Below are 19,020 nucleotides of genomic sequence, written 5' to 3' on the forward strand. Positions count from 1 at the left end.
TCCATGATGCGCACGCGGCGCGACGGCCTAGCGGTGGCGCCAGCGCGACGCCTTCTTCCGCAGGTGGTTCTCGTTTTCCAGCCCGGGCTCCTCGCCCTCTTCACGCACCAGTTGCAGCAAGCGTTGGCGCGCTTCGGCCAGTGATATCAGGTCGGTCAAACGATCCCCATCGTCGGCGACGACCGCATGGCCGACCACATCGCCGGGAGCGTACACCGGCTCGTAGGACACCGCTACCAGCTGATAGCGTCCACGGGTTTCCAGCACATGCCTGAATTCCTGCATCTCACTCCTCCTTGTCGGGGCAACACTGCGTCCCCTGCCTCGCCATCATGCCCGTGGCAGCGTCATGGGCGCATCCACAACCGCTGCGGCTTTTGCGCGAAACTGTGCGCGGATATCCAAGGAGACTGCAATGGACTGGGTAGCACTTGCCCGTACGCTGGCCACCGAGGCCCACGCGGGGCAGATCGACAAGGCCGGCCAGCCTTATATCGGCCATGTGGCGCGGGTGGCGGCCGCCGTGCGCGGCGACGATGACGCCGAAGTGGTGGCCTGGCTGCATGACGTGGCCGAGGACTGCCCGGCGTTTGCCGCGCGGATCGAGGTATTCCCTGCGCCGCTGCGCGAAGCGGTGCAACTGCTCAACCGCGATGCAGCTCCTGACGCGGACAGCTACTACGCGCGCATTGCCGCCCACCCGCTTGCATTGAAAGTGAAGCGCGCCGATCTGGATGACAACGCCGATCCACAGCGGCTGGCGATGCTGGACGGGACCACGGCAGGGCGCCTTCGCGACAAATACGCTCATGCCCGGGCGGCGCTGGGCATCTGAGCCGGCCGCGAGGCGGCGCGGAGGGCCGGCGTGTCACCGATCAAACGCTGATTTACCCTGAGTGCTGCTGCTCCTGTTGCAGTGCAGCAGTACAATGGACGGCTCCCCCGCCCCATCGCGCCCCCGCATGAGCCCCAACTCTTCCCTGGCTGCGCGGCTGACGCCCCGCCAGCGCACCCTGATCATCCTCGCCCTGTCGCTGGGTGGATTTGCCATCGGCACCAGCGAATTCGCCAGCATGGGGCTGATGCTGGAGATCAGCCGCGGCCTGTCGATTTCCGAAACCCAGGTCGGGCACCTGATCAGCGCCTACGCCATCGGCGTGGTGGTCGGTGCCCCGATCCTCGCCTTCGTGGGTGCCAGCTTCCCGCGCCGCAAGCTGCTGTTGGCGCTGATGGGCTTCTACGCGATCGGCAACCTGGCCAGCGCGCTGGCACCGAATTACGGCACGATGCTGGTGGCACGCTTCGTCGCCGGCCTGCCGCATGGCGCCTACTTCGGCGTTGCGATGCTGGTGGCCGCTGCGATCAGCCCTGCCGGCCAGCGCGGCCAGGCGATGTCGCGGGTGCTGCTGGGCCTGTCGATCGCGATCCTGGTCGGCAATCCGTTGACCACCTGGCTGGGCCAGCAGTTGAGCTGGCGCACCGCCTTTGCCCTGGTCAGCGTGCTGGCCATTGCCACGGTGGCGATGATCGCGCGCTTCCTGCTGCCGGACCCGGACGAAGTGCGTACCTCGCCGATGCGCGAACTGCGCGCCTTCAACACTCCCCAGGTGTGGCTGGCGCTGGCGATCGGTGCGGTCGGCTTCGCCGGCATGTTCTGCGTGTTCACCTACCTCGCACCCACCCTCGTGCAGGTCACCGGCGTGGCCGAATCGTGGATGCCGCTGGCAGTAGGCGTGTTCGGCATCGGCGCGATCATCGGCAACATCGCCGGTGGCTGGCTGGTGGACAAGTTCCATTTCAAGGCCGCCGCCGTGGTGCTGCTGTGGTCGATCGTGATGCTGCTGCTGTATCCGCTGGCCGCACAGTCGGTGTGGACCATCGGCCCGATGATCATCACGGTCGGCACCATGGGTGCGCTGGCGGCGGTGCTGCAGACGCGCCTGATGGACGTGGCCGGCGAAGCGCAGACGCTGGCGGCGGCCTCCAATCACGCCGCCTTCAATACCGCCAACGCACTCGGCCCGTGGCTGGGCGGCATGGCGATCAGCGCCGGCTTCAGCCCGGCCAGTACCGGCTATGTCGGTGCAGCCACCGCGATCGGCGGCCTGCTGCTGTGGTGCGTGGCGGTGATGCTGGACAGGAAGCGCAAGACCGTCGCCGCCGGCAACCACTGAAGAACGGACGACCGCATCCACAGGTCGACCGGTCGACTGCGCGGTCTTCGTCGCGCTCCTGACGCGCGATGAACACATTTCGTGGATGTGCATTTGGGCACAGTGCAGCCGACGCCGTTTTCTCGGCCTGCACCGGACCCGCAATGCACCACCCTCGCGCCCCTGCCCGCCACGATGCCATCGCCTTGCAGGCCGGCATGCTGGGCAGCGTGTTGGGGGTGGCGTTGTCCAAGGCCATCGCCTTGTCCGCGTTGGCAGCCGATTCGATGATGGGGATCGGGCTGTGGGTGGTGGCCTGCGCACTGCTGGCTGCCTGGGCGCTCGCAGCCTATCTGGCCTGCCTGGCGCTGAGCCGTCGTGTGTTCGTGCTGATGGTGGCGCTGTGCATGGTGCTGATGATCTGCATCGCCTGACCCAGCAGGGGCCGGACTATCGCGCATTTGTTACAGAATAACAAGTGCAATGGGTCCGATTGTGCATGCCCGGCGTCACGGATTTGAATTCCATGACCATCCTGGCATTACCCGAGGCCACCCCATGAACCTGCAGCCTTCGTTCCGCGCCACCCTCACTGCCATCGCTCTGGCGTCGCTCAGCGCCTGCGCCACCTACGACGACAGCGCCATGCATCCGACCTGCCAAGAGTCACCCCATCTGAAGGATCTGCCACGCGAGGTCGCTGCCCGCGAGAGCCGTTGCAACAAGGGTGTGGAAGTGTGGTCGAGCGAGCGCGGCGGCAGTGACAAGCCGCTGGACCTGAGCGGAAAGAAAAAGGATCTCTGAAATGGAGCGCTGCCGGTTGCCGCAGCTGTCTTGATCATGTCCATGCACCTGGGCGACTGGCCCATCACAACCGGCGCGCGACGATGAGGTCTCCCCACCCTGTCGAGATTCAGATGCCGGACACTGCCCACCCTGTCATTCGCGCGTTCGAGGCCGTGTTCGATCTGTCAGGGGGCGTGCAGCGCATCACCGCGCTCACGGTCACCTGCCGGCATTGCACGTCGACCAGTTCGGCCAGTGAGGACAATCTGGTGCACTTGCCAGGTGGAGCATTGTTCCGCTGCGACGGGTGCGGCTGCCATCAACCGGTCAGCCATGCCCGTCTGTCGGACTGGCAACCGGCGTCGTTGCTGGGTATCTGAGGACCGCGACGTGGTAATGACTGTGGAACAGCGGAAAATACTCCAGGCCATCGCCGCTGCAGAACCGGTGCGCGGTGATGCCGCAACGTGGGCGGTGACCGCCGGATGGGCGGTACAGGCAGAGGACGGGGATATCGACCTCACCGAGGCTGGCCGGGATGCGCTCACCGCGCAGGCAGGTCGTGAGGGCTAGACCCGCCGCTCAGGCCAGCGTCGCCTCCCTTCGCGCTGCGCCGCGATAGCGGCAACCTGCGGAGCAAAGGGTGCATCCCTGCCACGTCGGCGGCGAAGTGGCGAGGCCTTTCATGTCGGCGGTGTGCAGAGCGTCATGACATGCGCTCGGCTATGCTGCGCCACCTTCCTGCGCCAATGGCGGCCATGCATCCTTTTCCCCTGCCAGTCTCTGCACCTGATCAGCTCGCCTACCGACTGCTGCAGGACAGTGACTGGGCCCGCTCGGCCACTGCCGCAAGCGCACCCGCCGAACTTCGCACGTTGCTGGCGATGATCCTGGATTCGCCAGAACCCCTGTGGCTTGCCTGGGGCAAGGAAGACAAGGCGTTCTTCTTCAATGATGCGTACCTGCCCATGCTGGGGGAAAAACTGCACGGCGCGATGGGCAATCGCCTGGAGGATGTCTGGGCGGACGTATGGCCGAACGTGGTGCAGGCCGTCAACGATGCCTTCGCCGGCACCAGCCGCAGCTTCAAGAACCTCCCACTGATGATGGATCGCGACGGCACGCTGCGTGAAACATTCTGGACGTTCTCCTATTCGCCGCTGCGCGTCGGCTGCGGCAGTGTGGCCGGCATCCTGTGCGTGGTCAGCGAACAGACCGAACGGGTGATCGAGCGCGACCTGCACAGCCGCCAGGTCGCGGCGATCACCGAGCAGGCGCGGGAGGCCCATCTGGAACTGGTGCGCGCCCGCGAGCAGCTGCGCCAGTCGCAGAAGCTGGAGGCGATCGGCCAGCTCACCGGCGGGGTGGCCCACGACTTCAACAACCTGCTGCAGGTCATCACCGGTTCGGTAGACATGCTCCTGCACACGTGGCCGGCAGACGACACCCGGCGCCGCTACATCCAGGCCATTGCAACAGCGTCGGACCGCGCCACCAAGCTGACCGCGCAACTGCTTGCATTCTCGCGTCGCCAGAGCCTGTCGCCGGAGGTCTTCGACCTCTGCGAAAGCGTGCACGCGCTCTCGGATATCATCACCACGGTACTTGGCGCGCGCATCCAGGTGTCGTTGACATTGCCCGATACACCGATGCCGGTACTGCTGGACCGGACCCAGCTGGACACCGCATTGATCAACATCGCGGTCAATGCCCGCGACGCGATCGAGGGACACGGCCGGGTGACCATCGAAGTGGAACGGGTAACCGCCGTGCCTTCGGTGCGCTTCGCCGCGCCGATGAAGGGCGACTTTGCCGCGATCAGTGTGACCGACACCGGAGCGGGCATCGACCCTGCGGTGGTTGACCGCATTTTCGAGCCCTTCTTCACCACCAAGAGCGTGGGCGCTGGGACCGGGCTCGGTCTCAGCCAGGTATTCGGCTTCGTCAAGCAGTCAGAAGGTGAGGTGGACGTGCAGAGCCAGGCCGGCGCCGGTACCCGCTTTACGCTGTACCTGCCGCTGGCGCAGGCAGGAGAAACGGCGGAACGGCCGGCGGCGCAATCGGGGCTGCAGCATGGGCATGGCGTCTGCGTGCTGGTGGTGGAAGACAACGTCGACGTGGCCGAATTTGCGGTGGGCGCCCTGCGCGAACTCGACTACAGCGTGGTCCTTGCACGCAATGCGGACGAGGCCCTGGCCGAGCTGGAACGGGATGCCGCGCGCTTCCATGTGGTGTTCAGCGACGTGGTAATGCCAGGCATGAACGGCCTGGATCTGGCCCGTGCCATCCGCGCCCGCTTCCCGGAGCTTCCGGTGATCCTCACCAGCGGCTACAGCGAATTGCTGGCGCGGGATCCTGGCCATGGCTTCACCCTGCTGCGCAAGCCGTACTCATTGAAGCAGCTGGCCTCGGTGATGACCGAGACCGCGCGCCGCGCGCTGGCTGTGATGGCATCGCCCTAGCCGGTCGCTCACCACGGCAAACCGAACCAGCGTTCCAGCGAAGACTCCAGCCCCGACGTGTCGCCGCCAGCATCGCAGGCCCAGGCCACAATACCGTCAGGGCGGACCAGCAACGCACCCAGTCCCATCGTATCGCGCGCCGTGGATATCACGCAGGGAACCGAGCGTTGCCAGCGCGCAAAGATCGGGCCGAGTGAAACGCCGGTATCGAGCCCCAGCAGCACGCCCTTCCCTGCGCGCAGCAGCTCCCCCATGCGATCGCCATTGGCCAGCTGGACGTCAGGCACGCTTTGGCCAACCCACGGATGCTCGCCGTTGAACACCGGTGGTTGTGCCACGCCCCACAACCGCTCAGCGAGATAGGTGGCACCGTCGCGGGTCGCGGCCAGGTCGGCGAAGACCGCCGCCAGCGCGCGCTGCCCTGGGCCTGGTCGCATCAACGCCACCTGCGCACGCGACCAGTCGAGCACCCGCGCGCCGATCGGATGGCGCTCCGCCTGATAGCTGTCCAGCAGCGTCTCGGCGACGTCGCCTCGCGCCACGGCGGCCAGCTTCCACCCCAGGTTCATCGCATCGCCGATGCCGAGATTCAGGCCCTGCCCTCCCAGCGGCGAATGCATGTGCGCCGCATCACCAGCCAACAGCACGCGGCCGCTGCGATAGGCCGTGGCCTGGCGCGCGGCATCGGTCCATGTGGTGGCCAGATGCAACGCGGTGATCGTTGCCTGGCGCCCGGACACCCGCCGCAGCAACGCCTGGGCGGCGTGCAGGTCCAGTGGCCCGCGGTGGCCTGCGCCACCGTCGAAATCGGCCAGCGCCAGCACGCCCGGCGGGTTGAAATTGCACATGCCGTATTCGGTGAACTGACGCCCCGGGGTGAGCACCGACGGATCGGCCAGCTCAACCTGCAGCGTGTACCCGGTGAACTCGGGCGCCGTCCCTGCGAACTCGAAGCCGGAGTGCTTGCGTACCGTGCTGCGGGCGCCATCGCAACCGACCAGCCATCGGCCCCGCATCAGCCCGCGACCGGTCTGCACCTGCATCTGTGCGTCGTGTGCCTGCACTGCCTGCACCGAACAGCCCCGCTCGATCTGCACACCCAGCGACACTGCGCGCTCGGCCAGCACCGTTTCCAGCGACTGAAGCTCCACCGCCATCTGGGTGGGTACCGGGGTCGGCAGGCGATCACGCCAGCGCCCGCTGTCCACGTCATCCAGCGCGAACGGAATGCCGGCGAAGTGGCCTCCCAGCGGCCGCGGTTGCGCCAGCCAATGGGCGGTGCCGGGCGGCGGTGCGCCCTTGTCCGGCTTCAGCACCTGGCGGGCTGCGACCGCGTCCAGCAGGCCGCGCCGATCCAGCGCTTCCAACGTGGGCGCGTTCAAGCCGCGCAGGCCAAAGGGCAGGCGCTTCAGGGCTGAATCGGGCGACTCAGCCTGCTCCAGCAGCAGGACCGAACAGCCGGCCTGGGCCAGCTCGCAGGACAGGAACAGGCCGACCGGGCCGGCCCCGGCAATGACAACGTCGTACAGCATCAGGTTCCCCCGCCTGCGCCGGCCCGGCGCTCTGGTGAGCACAATGTTACACTCGGTGTACGTTTACACAAGCCAACCGCCATGACCCCGCCCCAAGGCCGTCGCGAGCAACGCAAGGCACAGACCCGACAGGCAATTTCCGATGTCGCCACCGCGCTGATCATCCGGCGTGGCTTCGAGGCGGTGTCGATGTCCGAGATCGCCAAGGCCGCCGGGGTCTCGCGCAAGACAGTCTTCAACTATTTCGCCAGCAAGGAGGACCTGGTATTCGACCGCGACGAGGAGGCGCGGGCGTTGCTGCGCGAGGGCATGGCGGCGCGCCGCGGCATGACGCCGCTGGCCGCCTTCCAGTCTCTGGTGAGGGAGCTGCTCGACAGCGGCCATCCCCTGTTGCGGATCAACTCCGGTGCAGCGACCTTCTGGGCCACCGTGGCCGACAGTCCGGTGCTGGTGGCGCACGCGCGACGGCTGCAGGCACTGCTGGCCGACGACCTCACGCTGTTGATGGCAAGCGCGGTCGGGCGGCCAGCGGATGATGCCGAGGCACGCCTGGGTGCGGCGATGCTGCTGGCGTCGATGGTGGCGGCCTATCAGGGAGGCCTGGCCAGCCAGCAGGAGGGTGAGGATCCGCGCCAGGCGATGCTGCAGCTGATCGTGCGCGGCGGGACCGGCGTGCTGGTGGCCCTGGCCGGCACCCCGTATACCGACCCGGGCCCGCGTCCATAGCGCATTCGGGGGATAGGTCTCGAAGCACTGCAAATGCTAATCTTTCTCATTTGCAGCCCAGCCTCGTCCCTCATGCCCTTTCCAACCCCGCTCAAGCACGCCCTCTGCCTGGCGCTGCCCCTTTCCCTGGCTACACCTGCACTGGCTTCCGAGGCCTCCGCTGACACCCCGAAAGACCTGGACAAAGTGGAAGTCCGCGGCCGCGCGCAGACCCTGTACCGGGCCGACGATGCCGCTGTCGGCACCCGCACCGATACCCCGCTGGAACTGGTACCGCAGTCGATCCAGGTCGTGCCGCGCGAGCTGATCGACGACCAGGCGGCGCGCCAGGTCACCGATCTGTACCGCAGCATCAGCGGCATCAGCTTCTTCAGCTATGCCGGCGTCACCCTGCGCGGGTTCCGCCAGGAGAACGTGCTCTACGACGGCCTTCGCGGTGATCCCTATGCAGGCTTCTCGGTGCCGCAACTGTTCAATATCGAACGCGTGGAAGTGTTGAAAGGTCCGGCCGGTGCGCTGTACGGCGGTGGTGATGCGGGCGGTGTCATCAATTATGTAACGCGCAAGCCCAAGGCGCGCGCCGAACGCCGCATCGAGATGCAGGCAGGCGACAGGGACTTCCGCGCCGGATCGATCGAAGGCACCGGCCCCTTGAATGCCAGCGGCAGCATTCGCTATCGCGCCGGCCTGTATGCCGACAGCGAGCAGGGCGTGCGCTGGAATACCGACAGCGAAAGCGTGATCGGCGATGCCTCGCTGGCCTTCGATGTCGGCCAGACCGGCGAACTGGTGCTGCAGTTCACCGACATCACCCAGAACCTGGGCGGCAACCGCCTGCGCGGCGTGCCGGTGAACGATGCAGGCAGCTTCCTGACCGACCGGCGATGGAACCACAACGAGGCCAGTGACTTCCTCGACATGCGCGCCAAGGTCGCACTGGCGCAGTATCGTTTCGCACCGCGCGACAACCTGGACGTGGACATTGCCGCGCGCTGGTTCAGCAACAACGAGCACCAGATGTACCACGAGCCGATGGGGCTGATTGATCGTGATCGCGACGGCGTGGCCGAGTGGATGACGCGCCAGCTGCGCAACCAGATCCGCGACAACGAGGCCTTCACCGCCAGCGGCAATGCCGTCTGGCGGATCAACACCGGCCGTATCGAACACAAGGTGCTGTTCGGTGCCGACGTGTATCAGCTCGACGCCGACTTCACCGCGCAGACCGCCAACAGTGCCGACCTGACACGCGGCGCCGGCCCTGTGCGCGGCATCGACCTGTTCCACCCGGTCTATGGCGCGAGCACCTGGCACGACTACAACCTGGCCACCCTGCCCTGGCGCAGCACCGCCACCCGCAGCAAACGCTACGGCGGCTATCTGCAGGATGAGCTGGCACTGGGCACCCGCTGGCATGTGCTGGCCGGACTGCGCTGGGATGGCTTCAAGGATGAGGACCGCATGGGTGGCAGCAGCGTGGATGGCAATGCGCTCAGCTGGCGTCTGGGCAGCACCTTTGCCGCCCGGGACGGCGTGAACCTGTACGCCAACGTCGCCAGTGGCTTCGTGCCGCAGAGTGCCGCCAACCAGAATCCGGCGGCCGGTGGGCCCTTCGACGCTGAGCGCAGCAGGCAATGGGAAATCGGCCTGAAATCCCTGCTGGCCGACCGTGTGACCCTGAACATGGCGGCCTACCGCATCGACCGCAGCAACATCGTGCAGGCCACCGGCGAAGTGCGAGACGGCGTGAACCAGCTGGCCGCGCTGGGCCTGGTACGCAGCACAGGCATGGAACTGGACCTGCTGGCCGACGTGACCGAGCGCTGGGTGGTGAACCTGACCTATGCCTACAACGACGCACGGGTGAAGGACGCCGGACCGAATGGCATCACCAATGCCTCAGGCGACCGCTTCGCGAATGCGCCACGCAACAAGCTCGGCCTGTGGACACGCTACGACCTGCCGTCGATCAACTCGGCCATCGGCTTCGGCGCCGACCATGTGGGCGAGCGTGTCAGCCTGGATGGGCAGACGGTCAAGGCTTACACGGTATTCGACATGAGCTGGAAGACCACGTGGAAGCAGTGGCAGTTCCAGGCCAACGTCAAGAATCTGTTCGACAAGGTGTACGCAGCCAGTGGCTTCATCGAACGCAACGGGCACTTCCCGGGCGAGCCGCGGCGGGTGTATGTGCAGGCGGCCTACCGCTTCTGAGAAGGCCTTCCAGCAGAGCCGGGCGCCCGCGCGGCTCTGCTGCGTAACCTCAGCCCATCCGCATCGCAGGGTTGTCACGCGCGTGGACGTCGTTGTCCTGCTGGCGCTGCATGGTCGCCTGCTGTCGCTCCAGGCTGGCGGCCTCGATCTGCCGCAGCGAGTGTTCGACCGGCGTCTGCACTGCCGTGTCCGTAGGCATGACGGCTCGCAGATGCGCGGGATCGCTCATCTCGCCCTGCACCACGAACACGTTGCGGCCGGCCGGATGCTCGGCGGTCTGCGCGCTCAGCAGCACATGGTCGGCCCGTTCAAGCTGGTTGCGACGGGCCAATGCCATCACGCTCGCTACGAGGCGCTCGCTGTTCTCATCGTGGGTACGCCCGGCGCCGGCATCGATCGCGGCCACGCCTTCGCGCACCTGTTGCATCAGTGCGTAGTCGCGGTGGCCCGGACCAATGTCGGCCAGGCGGGTCGGTGCCTGCGAGGGATCCGGCACGTCGTCCACGGCGGCGGTCAGCGGGCTGCGGGTGATGGTCCGGTACGGGTCGTCCGGGTGGAACTGGGTGCGTTTTTCCTGGCGTTCCAGACGGACCTCGCGCGCGTCGTTGAGTTCGGCGATGCGGGAGGGGTCGGTGATCTCCCGCATCGACATGTGGCCGCCGCCCGCGCTGACACTAGCCCACTTCCTGTCCGCTGCGAAGTACATTGCGTAGTAGCTGTTGCCACCGATGACGTTCGGATCGACCGCCGAGCGCCCTTCCAATGCCTGAGTGGCTTCCAGCACGCTCAACCGGGTGAGGTACTGGCCGCCCTTCGCCCATCCCATCTGGCTGATGGCATCGACACTGGTATTGCCTACGCGCGGGCCGCCGGCGTAGTCGTTGTTGAGCATGTTGGTCCAGATCTGCTCCAGCTTCTCGGGGCCGCTCTTCTGTTCAGCCGCCTGCAGCAACACGCGCGGCGTCCAGCAGTTGGGATCGAGTTCATGCCGTTCAAATGCGCGGTCGTGAGCCAGCATCACGTCTTTGCCGGGAAGATTCAGTGCCAGGTCGGATCGCCCCTGCTCCATCCAAAACAGGCGTCGCTCCAGGTCCTGGCGCAGAAGCGTCTGCCCAAACATCTCCCATTGGCGCTCGCTCAGCTGCGCGTCGGGAAAGCCGGAGCCCTTGCCTTCCTGATGCCGGGCATACTCCTGTGCATAGCTGTTTGCAACGCGGCCAGGCAAGCTGTCGTTGCGAACCACGCCCAGCGCAAGCGTCCCATAGCCATCCGCGTCCGGCAGCTGCGACAGATAGTTCCAGTACAACTCGCGGTTTCCAGCCTTGGCATAGCTGGCCAGAATCTTGAGATTTTCTTGCGTCAATCCGCCCATCGCCTGCTCCTGAATGCACTCACTTCCGGACCCGGGAGCGCGCGAGAACATCCCGCACCGCATCTTCCATCCGCTTCCAGTCCGCCAGGAAGGCCCGCTTGTAGTTCAGCGAGATGGAAAGCTTGTTCTCCACATCCGAGAAATAGTGGAAGCACCCCGCGGCGGCTTGTCCCTGCTCACTGATGACCTGATCGCCCTGCAGTCGAACGCCGTCCCCCCGGAACGCCGTGTTTTCGCATTTGATGAATGTGGTCAGGTTGCCGTTGGGAGCGCGCGCGATGTACCAGTCATCTTCATAGGCAGGATTGCGGGTGGGCGGTTGTCCATAGCGTGCTTCGTACTCCTTCGAGAAAACCGCCATCCTCGTTTCATCGATGGCGTAAGGCGTCAGGCCCATGACATCGGGCTGCGCAATCCGCAGATCGAGCCGATCCCGAGGATCCTTTCGCTCCACCGACCCCTCCTCGGTGGATGCCTGGTTGGAGGACAAGCGCTCCAATGATGTTTCGATTGGCGCACGATCGATGTAGTCGATCGCCACAGCAATCTCCTTCCGGAAATCATTCGTACGCGGATTGGCCCGGGCGCCCGGCGCCGTCGGCTTCATGTCCGGCCACTCGATGACCAGCGTCACGCCCTCGCCTGGCCACGGTGCGATCTGGCTGTCCAGGTAGTTGGCCGGAATGCGGAAGGTATTCGGCCCGAGCTTCACGTCCACGGGCGCATCGGTATAGGTGTGGCCGTTGATCGTGCGGCCGGTCTGCGTTGCGCCGGACATGGCGGGATTCCTTTCGTGTTCGGTGGACGGTGACCGTGCACATGCGCTGGCGCTCACCGCGACGGCAAGTGCAAGCGTCAGGCAACGGCTCGGGGACATCACGTGCATGGGCATTCCATTGCAGGGTTCCAGCGCCACTATAAGGAGCCGGGCGTCAACGGAACAGGAACCGCATCGCAGCCCTTCATGGAACCAGGCAGCGCTCTACCTGCAGTGACAGCACTTGGCAGGCGTTGAACAGGCCCTCGACCACGGCGGCGGAGGGACAGCAGGCGGGATCGTCGCTCTCCCGCGCCACATGCGCAGCGTGCAGCACCGCGGTCAACGCCGTGATGCCCGAAATGCTTCGGGTCGCCAGGGCCATGTCGAAGGCGCGGCCGGGGCTCAGGCACATTTCACTCCAGGCCTCGCCATCAGCGCGCAGGTTCCTGCCGTGGCCTGCCAGATGTGCAAAGAATGCCGATGGCGTGACGAACTCGGCGGATTCGCGGAGCGCGTCCTCCAGCGTTTCGGCCAAGGCAGCGGGAAGATCGCGCACGGCGGCGCCCAGCAGCGCATGCAGGCGGGGATGGTCGGGAAGACGTTCGGGCATGACGGCAACCTCACGATGTGGCCACCTGCAGATGCAAGGTGGCGGACGGTGCGGGTTGGCGTGCCGGATACGTAGTACGAAAGCCGACGGGCCCTAAGACCCCCACGCACCATCCGCCATGAACTGACAGAGAGTGCATTGTCGTGATCGCAACATACGTTGCAACTACGACGCCTTGTACTACGTAAGTTCGAGACGCCAATCCCGGCCAGGGCGAGTGCCTTGGCGCGGCGATAATGGGCGCACTCCGTCGTGGATGGAAAGTAGGAAAAGTCCGCGCTGACACGTTCCTACGCTGGTTGCGTCACGGGATGGCGAACCGCCCACCGACTGACGCGCTTCGTTGGTACATCGCGCCTGCCTGCGCGTGGGACCCAACGATCACTTCGAGCCGGACACGACACACCGGCTATGGCGATCGCGCAGAAAGTCGCAATACGCACGGCCTTCCCTTCCAGCTCGAACACCATCGGCCCGCGCTGGAGACACACCGGGAACCGTTGCATGGAAGCGCCCAGAGCTATATTCGAGCGCGAGATCTGATCACAACGGAATGTGCGCGCCGCGCCATTTTCATACGAGATCCGCGAGCTGATGACTATAGTCGCCGACCTCAATGGATCAGGAGCTCATCATGGAATTCACTTCCTGGCGCAACATCCTTGTTGCCGCTGGTATAGCTGTCGCACTTTCCGTGGCCGCCTACAACGATCATCATCGTCATGCGCTTACTGATGGCGCTGAAGGGCGCGATGCGGTGGGCCTCGTCACCGAGGTGCATTGGGATGAGAAGAGGGGCAGAAAGAGCAACTTCGTCCTGAATGTCGAGTTCGAAACTGAAGACGGCCAATCACGCGTTGAGAAGATTGCGGTCTCCAACGACCTTGGTAATCGGATGCGTGCCACCGACGAGGCGGAGGAAATTGATATCCGCTACAACGCCAAAGACCCGTCCGTGGCGATGGCCGTTGGCGAAGCGGACAACTCCCTGCTGTTGTTGTGGCTGGCAATCGCCTCCGGGCTGGTCACCCTGGCACTGCTGGCCACCCGGGTGGTGCAGGGCCGGAAAGCGCAGCCGGCCTGACCCATCCAGGCGCGAGCGCATCCACCAATGCGCTCGCGCAGAGCCAAAAGTCTCTTCAACTCTGGCAATCGCCTTCCGTGCTTCCATGGCCGCGATAGGTCTCGCCCCACTCGCGCATGGCCAGCAGCACCGGCACCAGCGTGCGACCGAACTCGGACAGCTCGTATTCCACCTTGGGTGGCACTTCCGGATACACGTGGCGGATCACCACGCCATCGGCTTCCAGTTCACGCAGCTGGCTGGTGAGCATGGACTGGGTGGCATTAGGCACCCGCCGCGTCAGTTCCATGAAACGTCGCTTGCCGGTCATCAGGTGAAACAGAATGATCGGCTTCCACACGCCACCGATCACGGACAGCGTGACTTCCACCGCACACCCGCTCTTGCCATCCCAACGCCTGCTACGCATGCATACTCCGGAAAACCATAGTACCTACGGAAAATCATCGTTCTTGTTGCAATAGTGGCACGAGCCTAGCATGGCCCCATTCCATGAATGTGAGGCCATCCATGACGTTCAAAGCCCTGCTGACCGGCAAGACGAACAACCAGCTTTCGACCGAGCTGGTCGATTTCGACGAGGCGGACCTGATGGACGGCGATGTCCTGGTGCAGGTCGAGTACTCCACGCTCAACTACAAGGATGCGCTTGCGCTCACCGGCAAGAGTCCGATCATCCGGAGATTCCCGCTCATTCCCGGCATCGATCTGGCAGGCGTGGTACTGGAATCCAGCAGGGCCGACTTCAAGCCAGGCGACCGCGTCGTGCTCAATGGCTGGGACCTGAGCATGGGCCACCACGGCGGCCTGGCACAGCGCGCCCGCGTACGCGGCGAATGGCTCAACCGGATTCCTGGCAACCTGAGCACCCGTGACGCCATGGCCATCGGTACCGCTGGCTATACCGCGATGCTGTGCGTGCTGGCCCTGGAACATGCCGGGGTGACGCCCGAGAAGGGCGATGTGCTGGTGACTGGCGCCAACGGTGGCGTCGGCTCGATTGCGGTGGCGATCCTGTCGAAGCTGGGCTATCGCGTGGTAGCCGCCACCGGACGCCCGGAGCATGCTGAGTATCTGCACAACCTGGGTGCGGCCGAGATCATCGATCGTGCGCAGCTTTCGGAGCCGCGCGAGCGGCCGGTGAGTGCCGAACGCTGGGCCGGCGTGGTGGATGTGGCCGGCGGCCCTACCCTGGTCAACGCCATCGCCGAGACGAAGTATCGCGGTGCCGTGGCCGCGTGCGGCCTGGCGCAGAGCGACGCTCTGCACGGCTCGGTATTGCCCTTCATCCTGCGCAACGTGACCCTGGCCGGCGTGGATTCGGTGAATGCCCCACAAGAGGTTCGCCAGCGCGCCTGGGATCGGCTTGCGACCGACCTGGACCCGCAGAAGCTGGAAAGCACCGTGCAGCAGATCGGCCTCGCCGAGGTGCTGGATGTCTATGAGCAGATCATCCCCGGCAAGGTGCGCGGCCGCATCGTCGTGGATGTGAACGCCTGACGCCTGTCGCGCTGGCGAGGGTGCAATGCCATCGCTGGCTCACGCGCGCGACTGACCGGAAAACGCAGCGTGCCACGCCAAGCCGCCTTATCATGGGGCGGCAAGGGCGCTTTACGCCCGGTGACGTACGCAAGGCAGTATCTGGATGTCTATGGAATGGCGCCCCTCGGTCTGGGGCCAGCGTGTGACCCGCTCGCCGGACTGGCAGTTGCGGCTGGATGGCGAACAGCTCGCGCTTTTGATCGACGGCAGGCAATACCACCAGCATGTGGCGAACGAACACAGCGTGCGGGTCGTTCGCGGCGTGCTCTGGTCCCGGGTCGAACTGACGACCGAGCACGGTGAAGCACTGTCCGTGGATGGGCTGCCCAACAGCCAGGGCTCCGGGCTTGCCGCTGCCGTTCAGCACGTGCTTTTCGCGCGCTCCAGACGAGGGCGCAAGGCACTGTTTGAGCACGTTCTGGCGCAGATCCAGGCGTGGCTGGCCGAGGCAGATGCGCTTACCGACCGAGGCACCACCGGCCGCCGCTGGATCACGTACGAACAGCAGCAGGCGTTGCTGGCCGAACGCCCGTCCCTGCCCCTCACGTCAGCCGAGCTGGAGCAGCTGTTCCTCGACGAGGAGGTGCATGACGACCTGCACTCGGACCGCCACCGCATGGCACTGGATGCACTGCACGACTGGCAGCTGGATTGGCCCGCCATGTGGGCGGACGCCAATGAGGCAATGGCGACCCGTGAACTGGGTCTGGCCAAGCCCTTCCTGGACCGGGTCGAGAGCAGGCCGCTGACCGAGGAGCAGGCCCGCGCCGTCATCTGCTTCGACAACCGGGTGCAGGTCGTGGCCGCGGCCGGCTCTGGCAAGACCTCCACGATGGTTGCCAAGGCCGCTTATGCCATCGATCGCGGCTTTTTCCAGCCCGAACGGATTGTGATGCTCGCCTTCAACAAGGACGCCGCTCAGGAGCTGGAAGAGCGCGCGCAGCGATGCTTCGACCGGCTCGGCATGGGCGACACCATGGTGGAAGCCTGGACCTTCCACGCCCTGGGCCTGTCCCTCATCGCCAAGGCCACAGGGCGCAAGCCGGATATCCCGGAATGGGCGGTCGACGCGACGCTGGGCTTCAACAAGCTGGCCGAACTGGTGGACGACCTGAAGGACCGTTCGACCCACTTCCGCACCCAGTGGGACATGTTCCGCCTGGTGTTCGGACGCGATCTGCCGCCGTTGGGTGCCGACATGATGGCCGATGGTTACGACCGCGATGGCACGCCCTACATGCGTACCCTGCAGGGTGAGCGAGTGAAGAGCCTGGAAGAGTGCGTCATCGCCGACTGGCTGTTCTACAACGGCGTGGCGTACGACTACGAGCGGCGCTACGAGTTCGATACCGCGACGGATACCCACCGCCAGTATCGTCCTGACTTCTACTATCCGGACGCCCAGCTGTATCACGAGCACTTTGCGCTGGATGCCGATGGCCAGCCGCCGAAGCACTTTGCCAACTACAGCGAAGGGATGCGCTGGAAGCGGCAGCAGCATGCGGCACGCGGCACCGCACTGGTCGAAACGACGTCGTTCGGCCTGCGCAGTGGACAGGCCCTGCAGCATCTTGCCGAGCGGCTGGGTGCGTCTGGTGTCGAACTCGACCCGCACCCGGACCGCGAGCTGCCTGACCAGGGCGCCAAGCCGATGCCGGATGCAGACCTGATTGGCCTGATGCGCACCTTCATTGCGCATGCCAAGAGCAACTGCCTGACGCTGGATGACATGGCCGCACGCCTGCGGCAGATGCCTGAGGATCAGTTCAAGGAACGCTACCGGCGCTTCCTGGAGATCGCCGGGCCGGTTTTCCAGGCCTGGGACGATGCACTGGCTGACGAGCGCAGCATCGATTTCGAGGACATGCTCAACATGGCCGCCGGGCTGCTGGAACAGGGCCACTATGAATCACCCTACGATCTGGTGATGGCCGACGAATTCCAGGATGCCTCGCGCGCCCGTGCGCGCCTCTGCCGTGCGCTGGTCAGCCAACCGGGCCGCTATCTGTTTGCGGTGGGCGATGACTGGCAGTCGATCAATCGCTTCGCTGGCGCCGACGTTTCGGTGATGACCGGATTCCGTGAATGGATGGGGCATGGCCAGGTGCTGAAACTGGAGCAGACATTCCGATGCCCGCAGGCACTGTGTGATGTTTCCAGCCGCTTCATCAGCCGCAACCCCGCGCAGATCGCCAAGAAGGTCCGCTCTGCTGCGCCGGCAATGGGCCCGGTGCTGCAGGCGTTCCAGATGAACCGGCGTGAGGAGGTGCAGGATGGCGTTCGCCAATACCTGTCGAAACTGCACCAGCAACTATTGTCAGGCGCGGTGGCGCAGGGCCGCAACGGGCGCGTGACGGTCTTTGTTCTGGGGCGCTACCGCGCGGACCGCGGCGCGGTGCCTTCGGATTGGAAGACGGCCTTTGGCAGCACGATGGACGTCGAGTTCCTGACCGCACATCGATCGAAGGGGCGCGAGGCGGACTACGTGATCCTGCCGGGCATGATCAACCGCAGCTTCCCGAGCCTGCGCGCCGATGACCCGGTGCTTTCGCTGGCGATGCCGGATGGTGATACCTATCCGCTGAGCGAAGAACGACGCCTGTTCTATGTCGCGCTGACGCGTGCGCGACGGTCGGTTGCGATGTTCACCCTGCAGGGCAAGCACTCGCCATTCCTGGATGAGCTGGTGGAGGACGGGGCAGTGGAAATAACAAGCCTGTCTGGCGTGGCCGTCAATGAAGAACGCTGCTCAGTGTGCAAGGTTGGCGTGTTTGTGGACCGCAATGGACCGCATGGGGCTTTCCGGTCGTGCTCGAGCTATCCGTTGTGCCACAACAGGCCGAAGGGTGGACGACGCGGGTAAGTGCATTCATCTGCGCACTCAGCGCGGCGATGTTCGACCTGGCCAAACTTTCATCAAGAGTTATGCCCGGGGCTTGGTCCCGTCAGGGGATCGGCCATCCATGCCTACAGCTGGACCTCGTCAACTTTCGATGGATGACCCCATGGAACAGTGGCATCTCGCGAGACCGCTGGCGTTGGTCCTACACCAGATCGAGGTGATGAGCGGCATCATGCCGCCCCTTCTCGACCGACCGACTCAGCCAGGGCGTCAACACCTCAATCCGGCACTGCCTGCTGCCTCGACATGTCCAGTATGTTCACATTCTGGTCGACGAGCCGGGCTTCAAAGGCGTCGCTGCCAAATTCCTGGATAAAAAAGCGCTCCTCCTCGTAGATCGAGATGCATTGAAGCCAGTTGACCTGCAGCGGCGGAATATCAAGCTGCGGAAAATGATCTTCATTCCAGAAGAATGGTACAGCCAGATAAACGTGAGGCATCCTTGGATTTGGAATGTAATCACGAAATATGTTCTCCACAACGCACCCCGGAAGTACAGATCTCTTATTCTTTATGATGTGGAGCGCGACTGACGCAACGGCATTCACCCAGTAGCCCTCAGAGGCGAGCGCTGCAGCACATAGCTCAACTCTCGTGAAGAGCTCATCGCCAGAACCTGTAATCAACGCAACCTCCGACACACCGATCGTTCCGATCGATACAATCTCCGGGTCGACGGGGTCTAGGCATGTCAGCATGTCGATTGACGCAGTCCCTGCCTCATCCAGGTATTCGCGGACCTGTGGTGTGCCGCCAAATATTTTCTGTTCGTACTTAGCTACCAATCTGCATTGAGCACTTGGGATAGGCATGTCTCACTCCGAACATCAGTCGATTGTACTTTTCCGTTCTCCTGGCCTCACGACAACGCGCTAGT

Annotated in this window: 19 protein-coding genes; 12 read left to right on the forward strand and 7 right to left on the reverse strand. The window is 64.7% G+C overall.

The window, feature by feature from the left end; all coding sequences use genetic code 11:
• Positions 1-27 precede the first annotated feature (27 nt).
• The gene (locus PEM_RS10555; RefSeq protein ID WP_005417248.1) at positions 28-285 is read right to left on the reverse strand and encodes a hypothetical protein; all 258 of its coding nucleotides are present in this window, start codon (positions 283-285) and stop codon (positions 28-30) included.
• A 130-nt stretch (positions 286-415) separates the two neighbouring features.
• Here PEM_RS10555 and PEM_RS10560 point away from each other — a divergent pair, with 130 nt between their 5' ends.
• The 7 genes from PEM_RS10560 (at position 416) to PEM_RS10585 (ending at position 5,401) form a co-directional block, all read left to right on the forward strand.
• Entirely contained in the window at positions 416-835 is a 420-nt protein-coding gene (locus PEM_RS10560) for an HD domain-containing protein (protein WP_049415052.1), read from the forward strand.
• A 127-nt stretch (positions 836-962) separates the two neighbouring features.
• Positions 963-2,174: an MFS transporter gene (locus PEM_RS10565; RefSeq protein WP_005417252.1), complete on the forward strand. Its 1,212-nt coding sequence runs from the start codon at positions 963-965 to the stop codon at positions 2,172-2,174.
• A gap of 143 nt (positions 2,175-2,317) precedes the next feature.
• Entirely contained in the window at positions 2,318-2,587 is a 270-nt protein-coding gene (locus PEM_RS10570) for a hypothetical protein (protein ID WP_005417254.1), read from the forward strand.
• A gap of 124 nt (positions 2,588-2,711) precedes the next feature.
• Complete coding sequence (locus PEM_RS10575) at positions 2,712-2,957, forward strand: hypothetical protein (RefSeq protein WP_005417256.1); 246 nt, start codon at positions 2,712-2,714, stop codon at positions 2,955-2,957.
• Between the two features lie 113 nt (positions 2,958-3,070).
• Positions 3,071-3,319 (forward strand): hypothetical protein, encoded by a 249-nt coding sequence (locus tag PEM_RS10580; RefSeq protein ID WP_005417258.1) that lies wholly within the window; start codon positions 3,071-3,073, stop codon positions 3,317-3,319.
• 16 nt (positions 3,320-3,335) lie between these two features.
• Positions 3,336-3,512 (forward strand): hypothetical protein, encoded by a 177-nt coding sequence (locus tag PEM_RS20285; RefSeq protein WP_005417260.1) that lies wholly within the window; start codon positions 3,336-3,338, stop codon positions 3,510-3,512.
• A 185-nt stretch (positions 3,513-3,697) separates the two neighbouring features.
• The gene (locus PEM_RS10585; protein WP_095377220.1) at positions 3,698-5,401 is read left to right on the forward strand and encodes a PAS domain-containing sensor histidine kinase; all 1,704 of its coding nucleotides are present in this window, start codon (positions 3,698-3,700) and stop codon (positions 5,399-5,401) included.
• Between the two features lie 8 nt (positions 5,402-5,409).
• On the opposite strand, the gene PEM_RS10590 is transcribed toward PEM_RS10585, so the two are convergent.
• On the reverse strand, positions 5,410-6,933 hold the full coding sequence (locus PEM_RS10590) for an FAD-dependent monooxygenase (protein WP_111127298.1): 1,524 nt from the start codon (positions 6,931-6,933) through the stop codon (positions 5,410-5,412).
• Between the two features lie 81 nt (positions 6,934-7,014).
• Between PEM_RS10590 and PEM_RS10595 the strand changes: the two genes are divergently transcribed.
• Entirely contained in the window at positions 7,015-7,659 is a 645-nt protein-coding gene (locus PEM_RS10595) for a TetR/AcrR family transcriptional regulator (protein ID WP_111127300.1), read from the forward strand.
• A 72-nt stretch (positions 7,660-7,731) separates the two neighbouring features.
• Positions 7,732-9,873 (forward strand): TonB-dependent receptor, encoded by a 2,142-nt coding sequence (locus PEM_RS10600; RefSeq protein WP_111174764.1) that lies wholly within the window; start codon positions 7,732-7,734, stop codon positions 9,871-9,873.
• Positions 9,874-9,922: 49 nt separating this feature from the next.
• Here PEM_RS10600 and PEM_RS10605 read toward each other — a convergent pair whose 3' ends face one another.
• From PEM_RS10605 to PEM_RS10615, 3 genes are all read right to left on the reverse strand, one after another.
• The gene (locus PEM_RS10605) at positions 9,923-11,245 is read right to left on the reverse strand and encodes an XVIPCD domain-containing protein (RefSeq protein ID WP_111127304.1); all 1,323 of its coding nucleotides are present in this window, start codon (positions 11,243-11,245) and stop codon (positions 9,923-9,925) included.
• A 19-nt stretch (positions 11,246-11,264) separates the two neighbouring features.
• A complete protein-coding gene (locus PEM_RS10610) occupies positions 11,265-12,131 on the reverse strand; it encodes a hypothetical protein (protein ID WP_065179542.1) in 867 nt (288 codons plus the stop codon).
• Positions 12,132-12,207: 76 nt separating this feature from the next.
• Entirely contained in the window at positions 12,208-12,615 is a 408-nt protein-coding gene (locus PEM_RS10615) for a hypothetical protein (protein WP_065179543.1), read from the reverse strand.
• A gap of 634 nt (positions 12,616-13,249) precedes the next feature.
• Between PEM_RS10615 and PEM_RS20290 the strand changes: the two genes are divergently transcribed.
• On the forward strand, positions 13,250-13,699 hold the full coding sequence (locus tag PEM_RS20290; RefSeq protein ID WP_005417274.1) for a DUF3592 domain-containing protein: 450 nt from the start codon (positions 13,250-13,252) through the stop codon (positions 13,697-13,699).
• 55 nt (positions 13,700-13,754) lie between these two features.
• Here the strand turns inward: PEM_RS20290 and PEM_RS10625 are convergent, their stop codons facing one another.
• Entirely contained in the window at positions 13,755-14,108 is a 354-nt protein-coding gene (locus tag PEM_RS10625) for a helix-turn-helix domain-containing protein (protein ID WP_032954284.1), read from the reverse strand.
• Positions 14,109-14,209: 101 nt separating this feature from the next.
• Here PEM_RS10625 and PEM_RS10630 point away from each other — a divergent pair, with 101 nt between their 5' ends.
• Positions 14,210-15,199 (forward strand): MDR family oxidoreductase, encoded by a 990-nt coding sequence (locus PEM_RS10630; protein WP_005417278.1) that lies wholly within the window; start codon positions 14,210-14,212, stop codon positions 15,197-15,199.
• Positions 15,200-15,350: 151 nt separating this feature from the next.
• A complete protein-coding gene (locus tag PEM_RS10635; RefSeq protein WP_111127310.1) occupies positions 15,351-18,104 on the forward strand; it encodes a UvrD-helicase domain-containing protein in 2,754 nt (917 codons plus the stop codon).
• A 257-nt stretch (positions 18,105-18,361) separates the two neighbouring features.
• Here the strand turns inward: PEM_RS10635 and PEM_RS10640 are convergent, their stop codons facing one another.
• Positions 18,362-18,955, reverse strand: a complete 594-nt coding sequence (locus tag PEM_RS10640) for a suppressor of fused domain protein (RefSeq protein WP_111127312.1) — start codon at positions 18,953-18,955, stop codon at positions 18,362-18,364.
• Positions 18,956-19,020 lie beyond the last annotated feature (65 nt).

This window comes from Stenotrophomonas sp. Pemsol (genome assembly GCF_003586545.1).
GTDB classification, from domain to species: domain Bacteria; phylum Pseudomonadota; class Gammaproteobacteria; order Xanthomonadales; family Xanthomonadaceae; genus Stenotrophomonas; species Stenotrophomonas sepilia.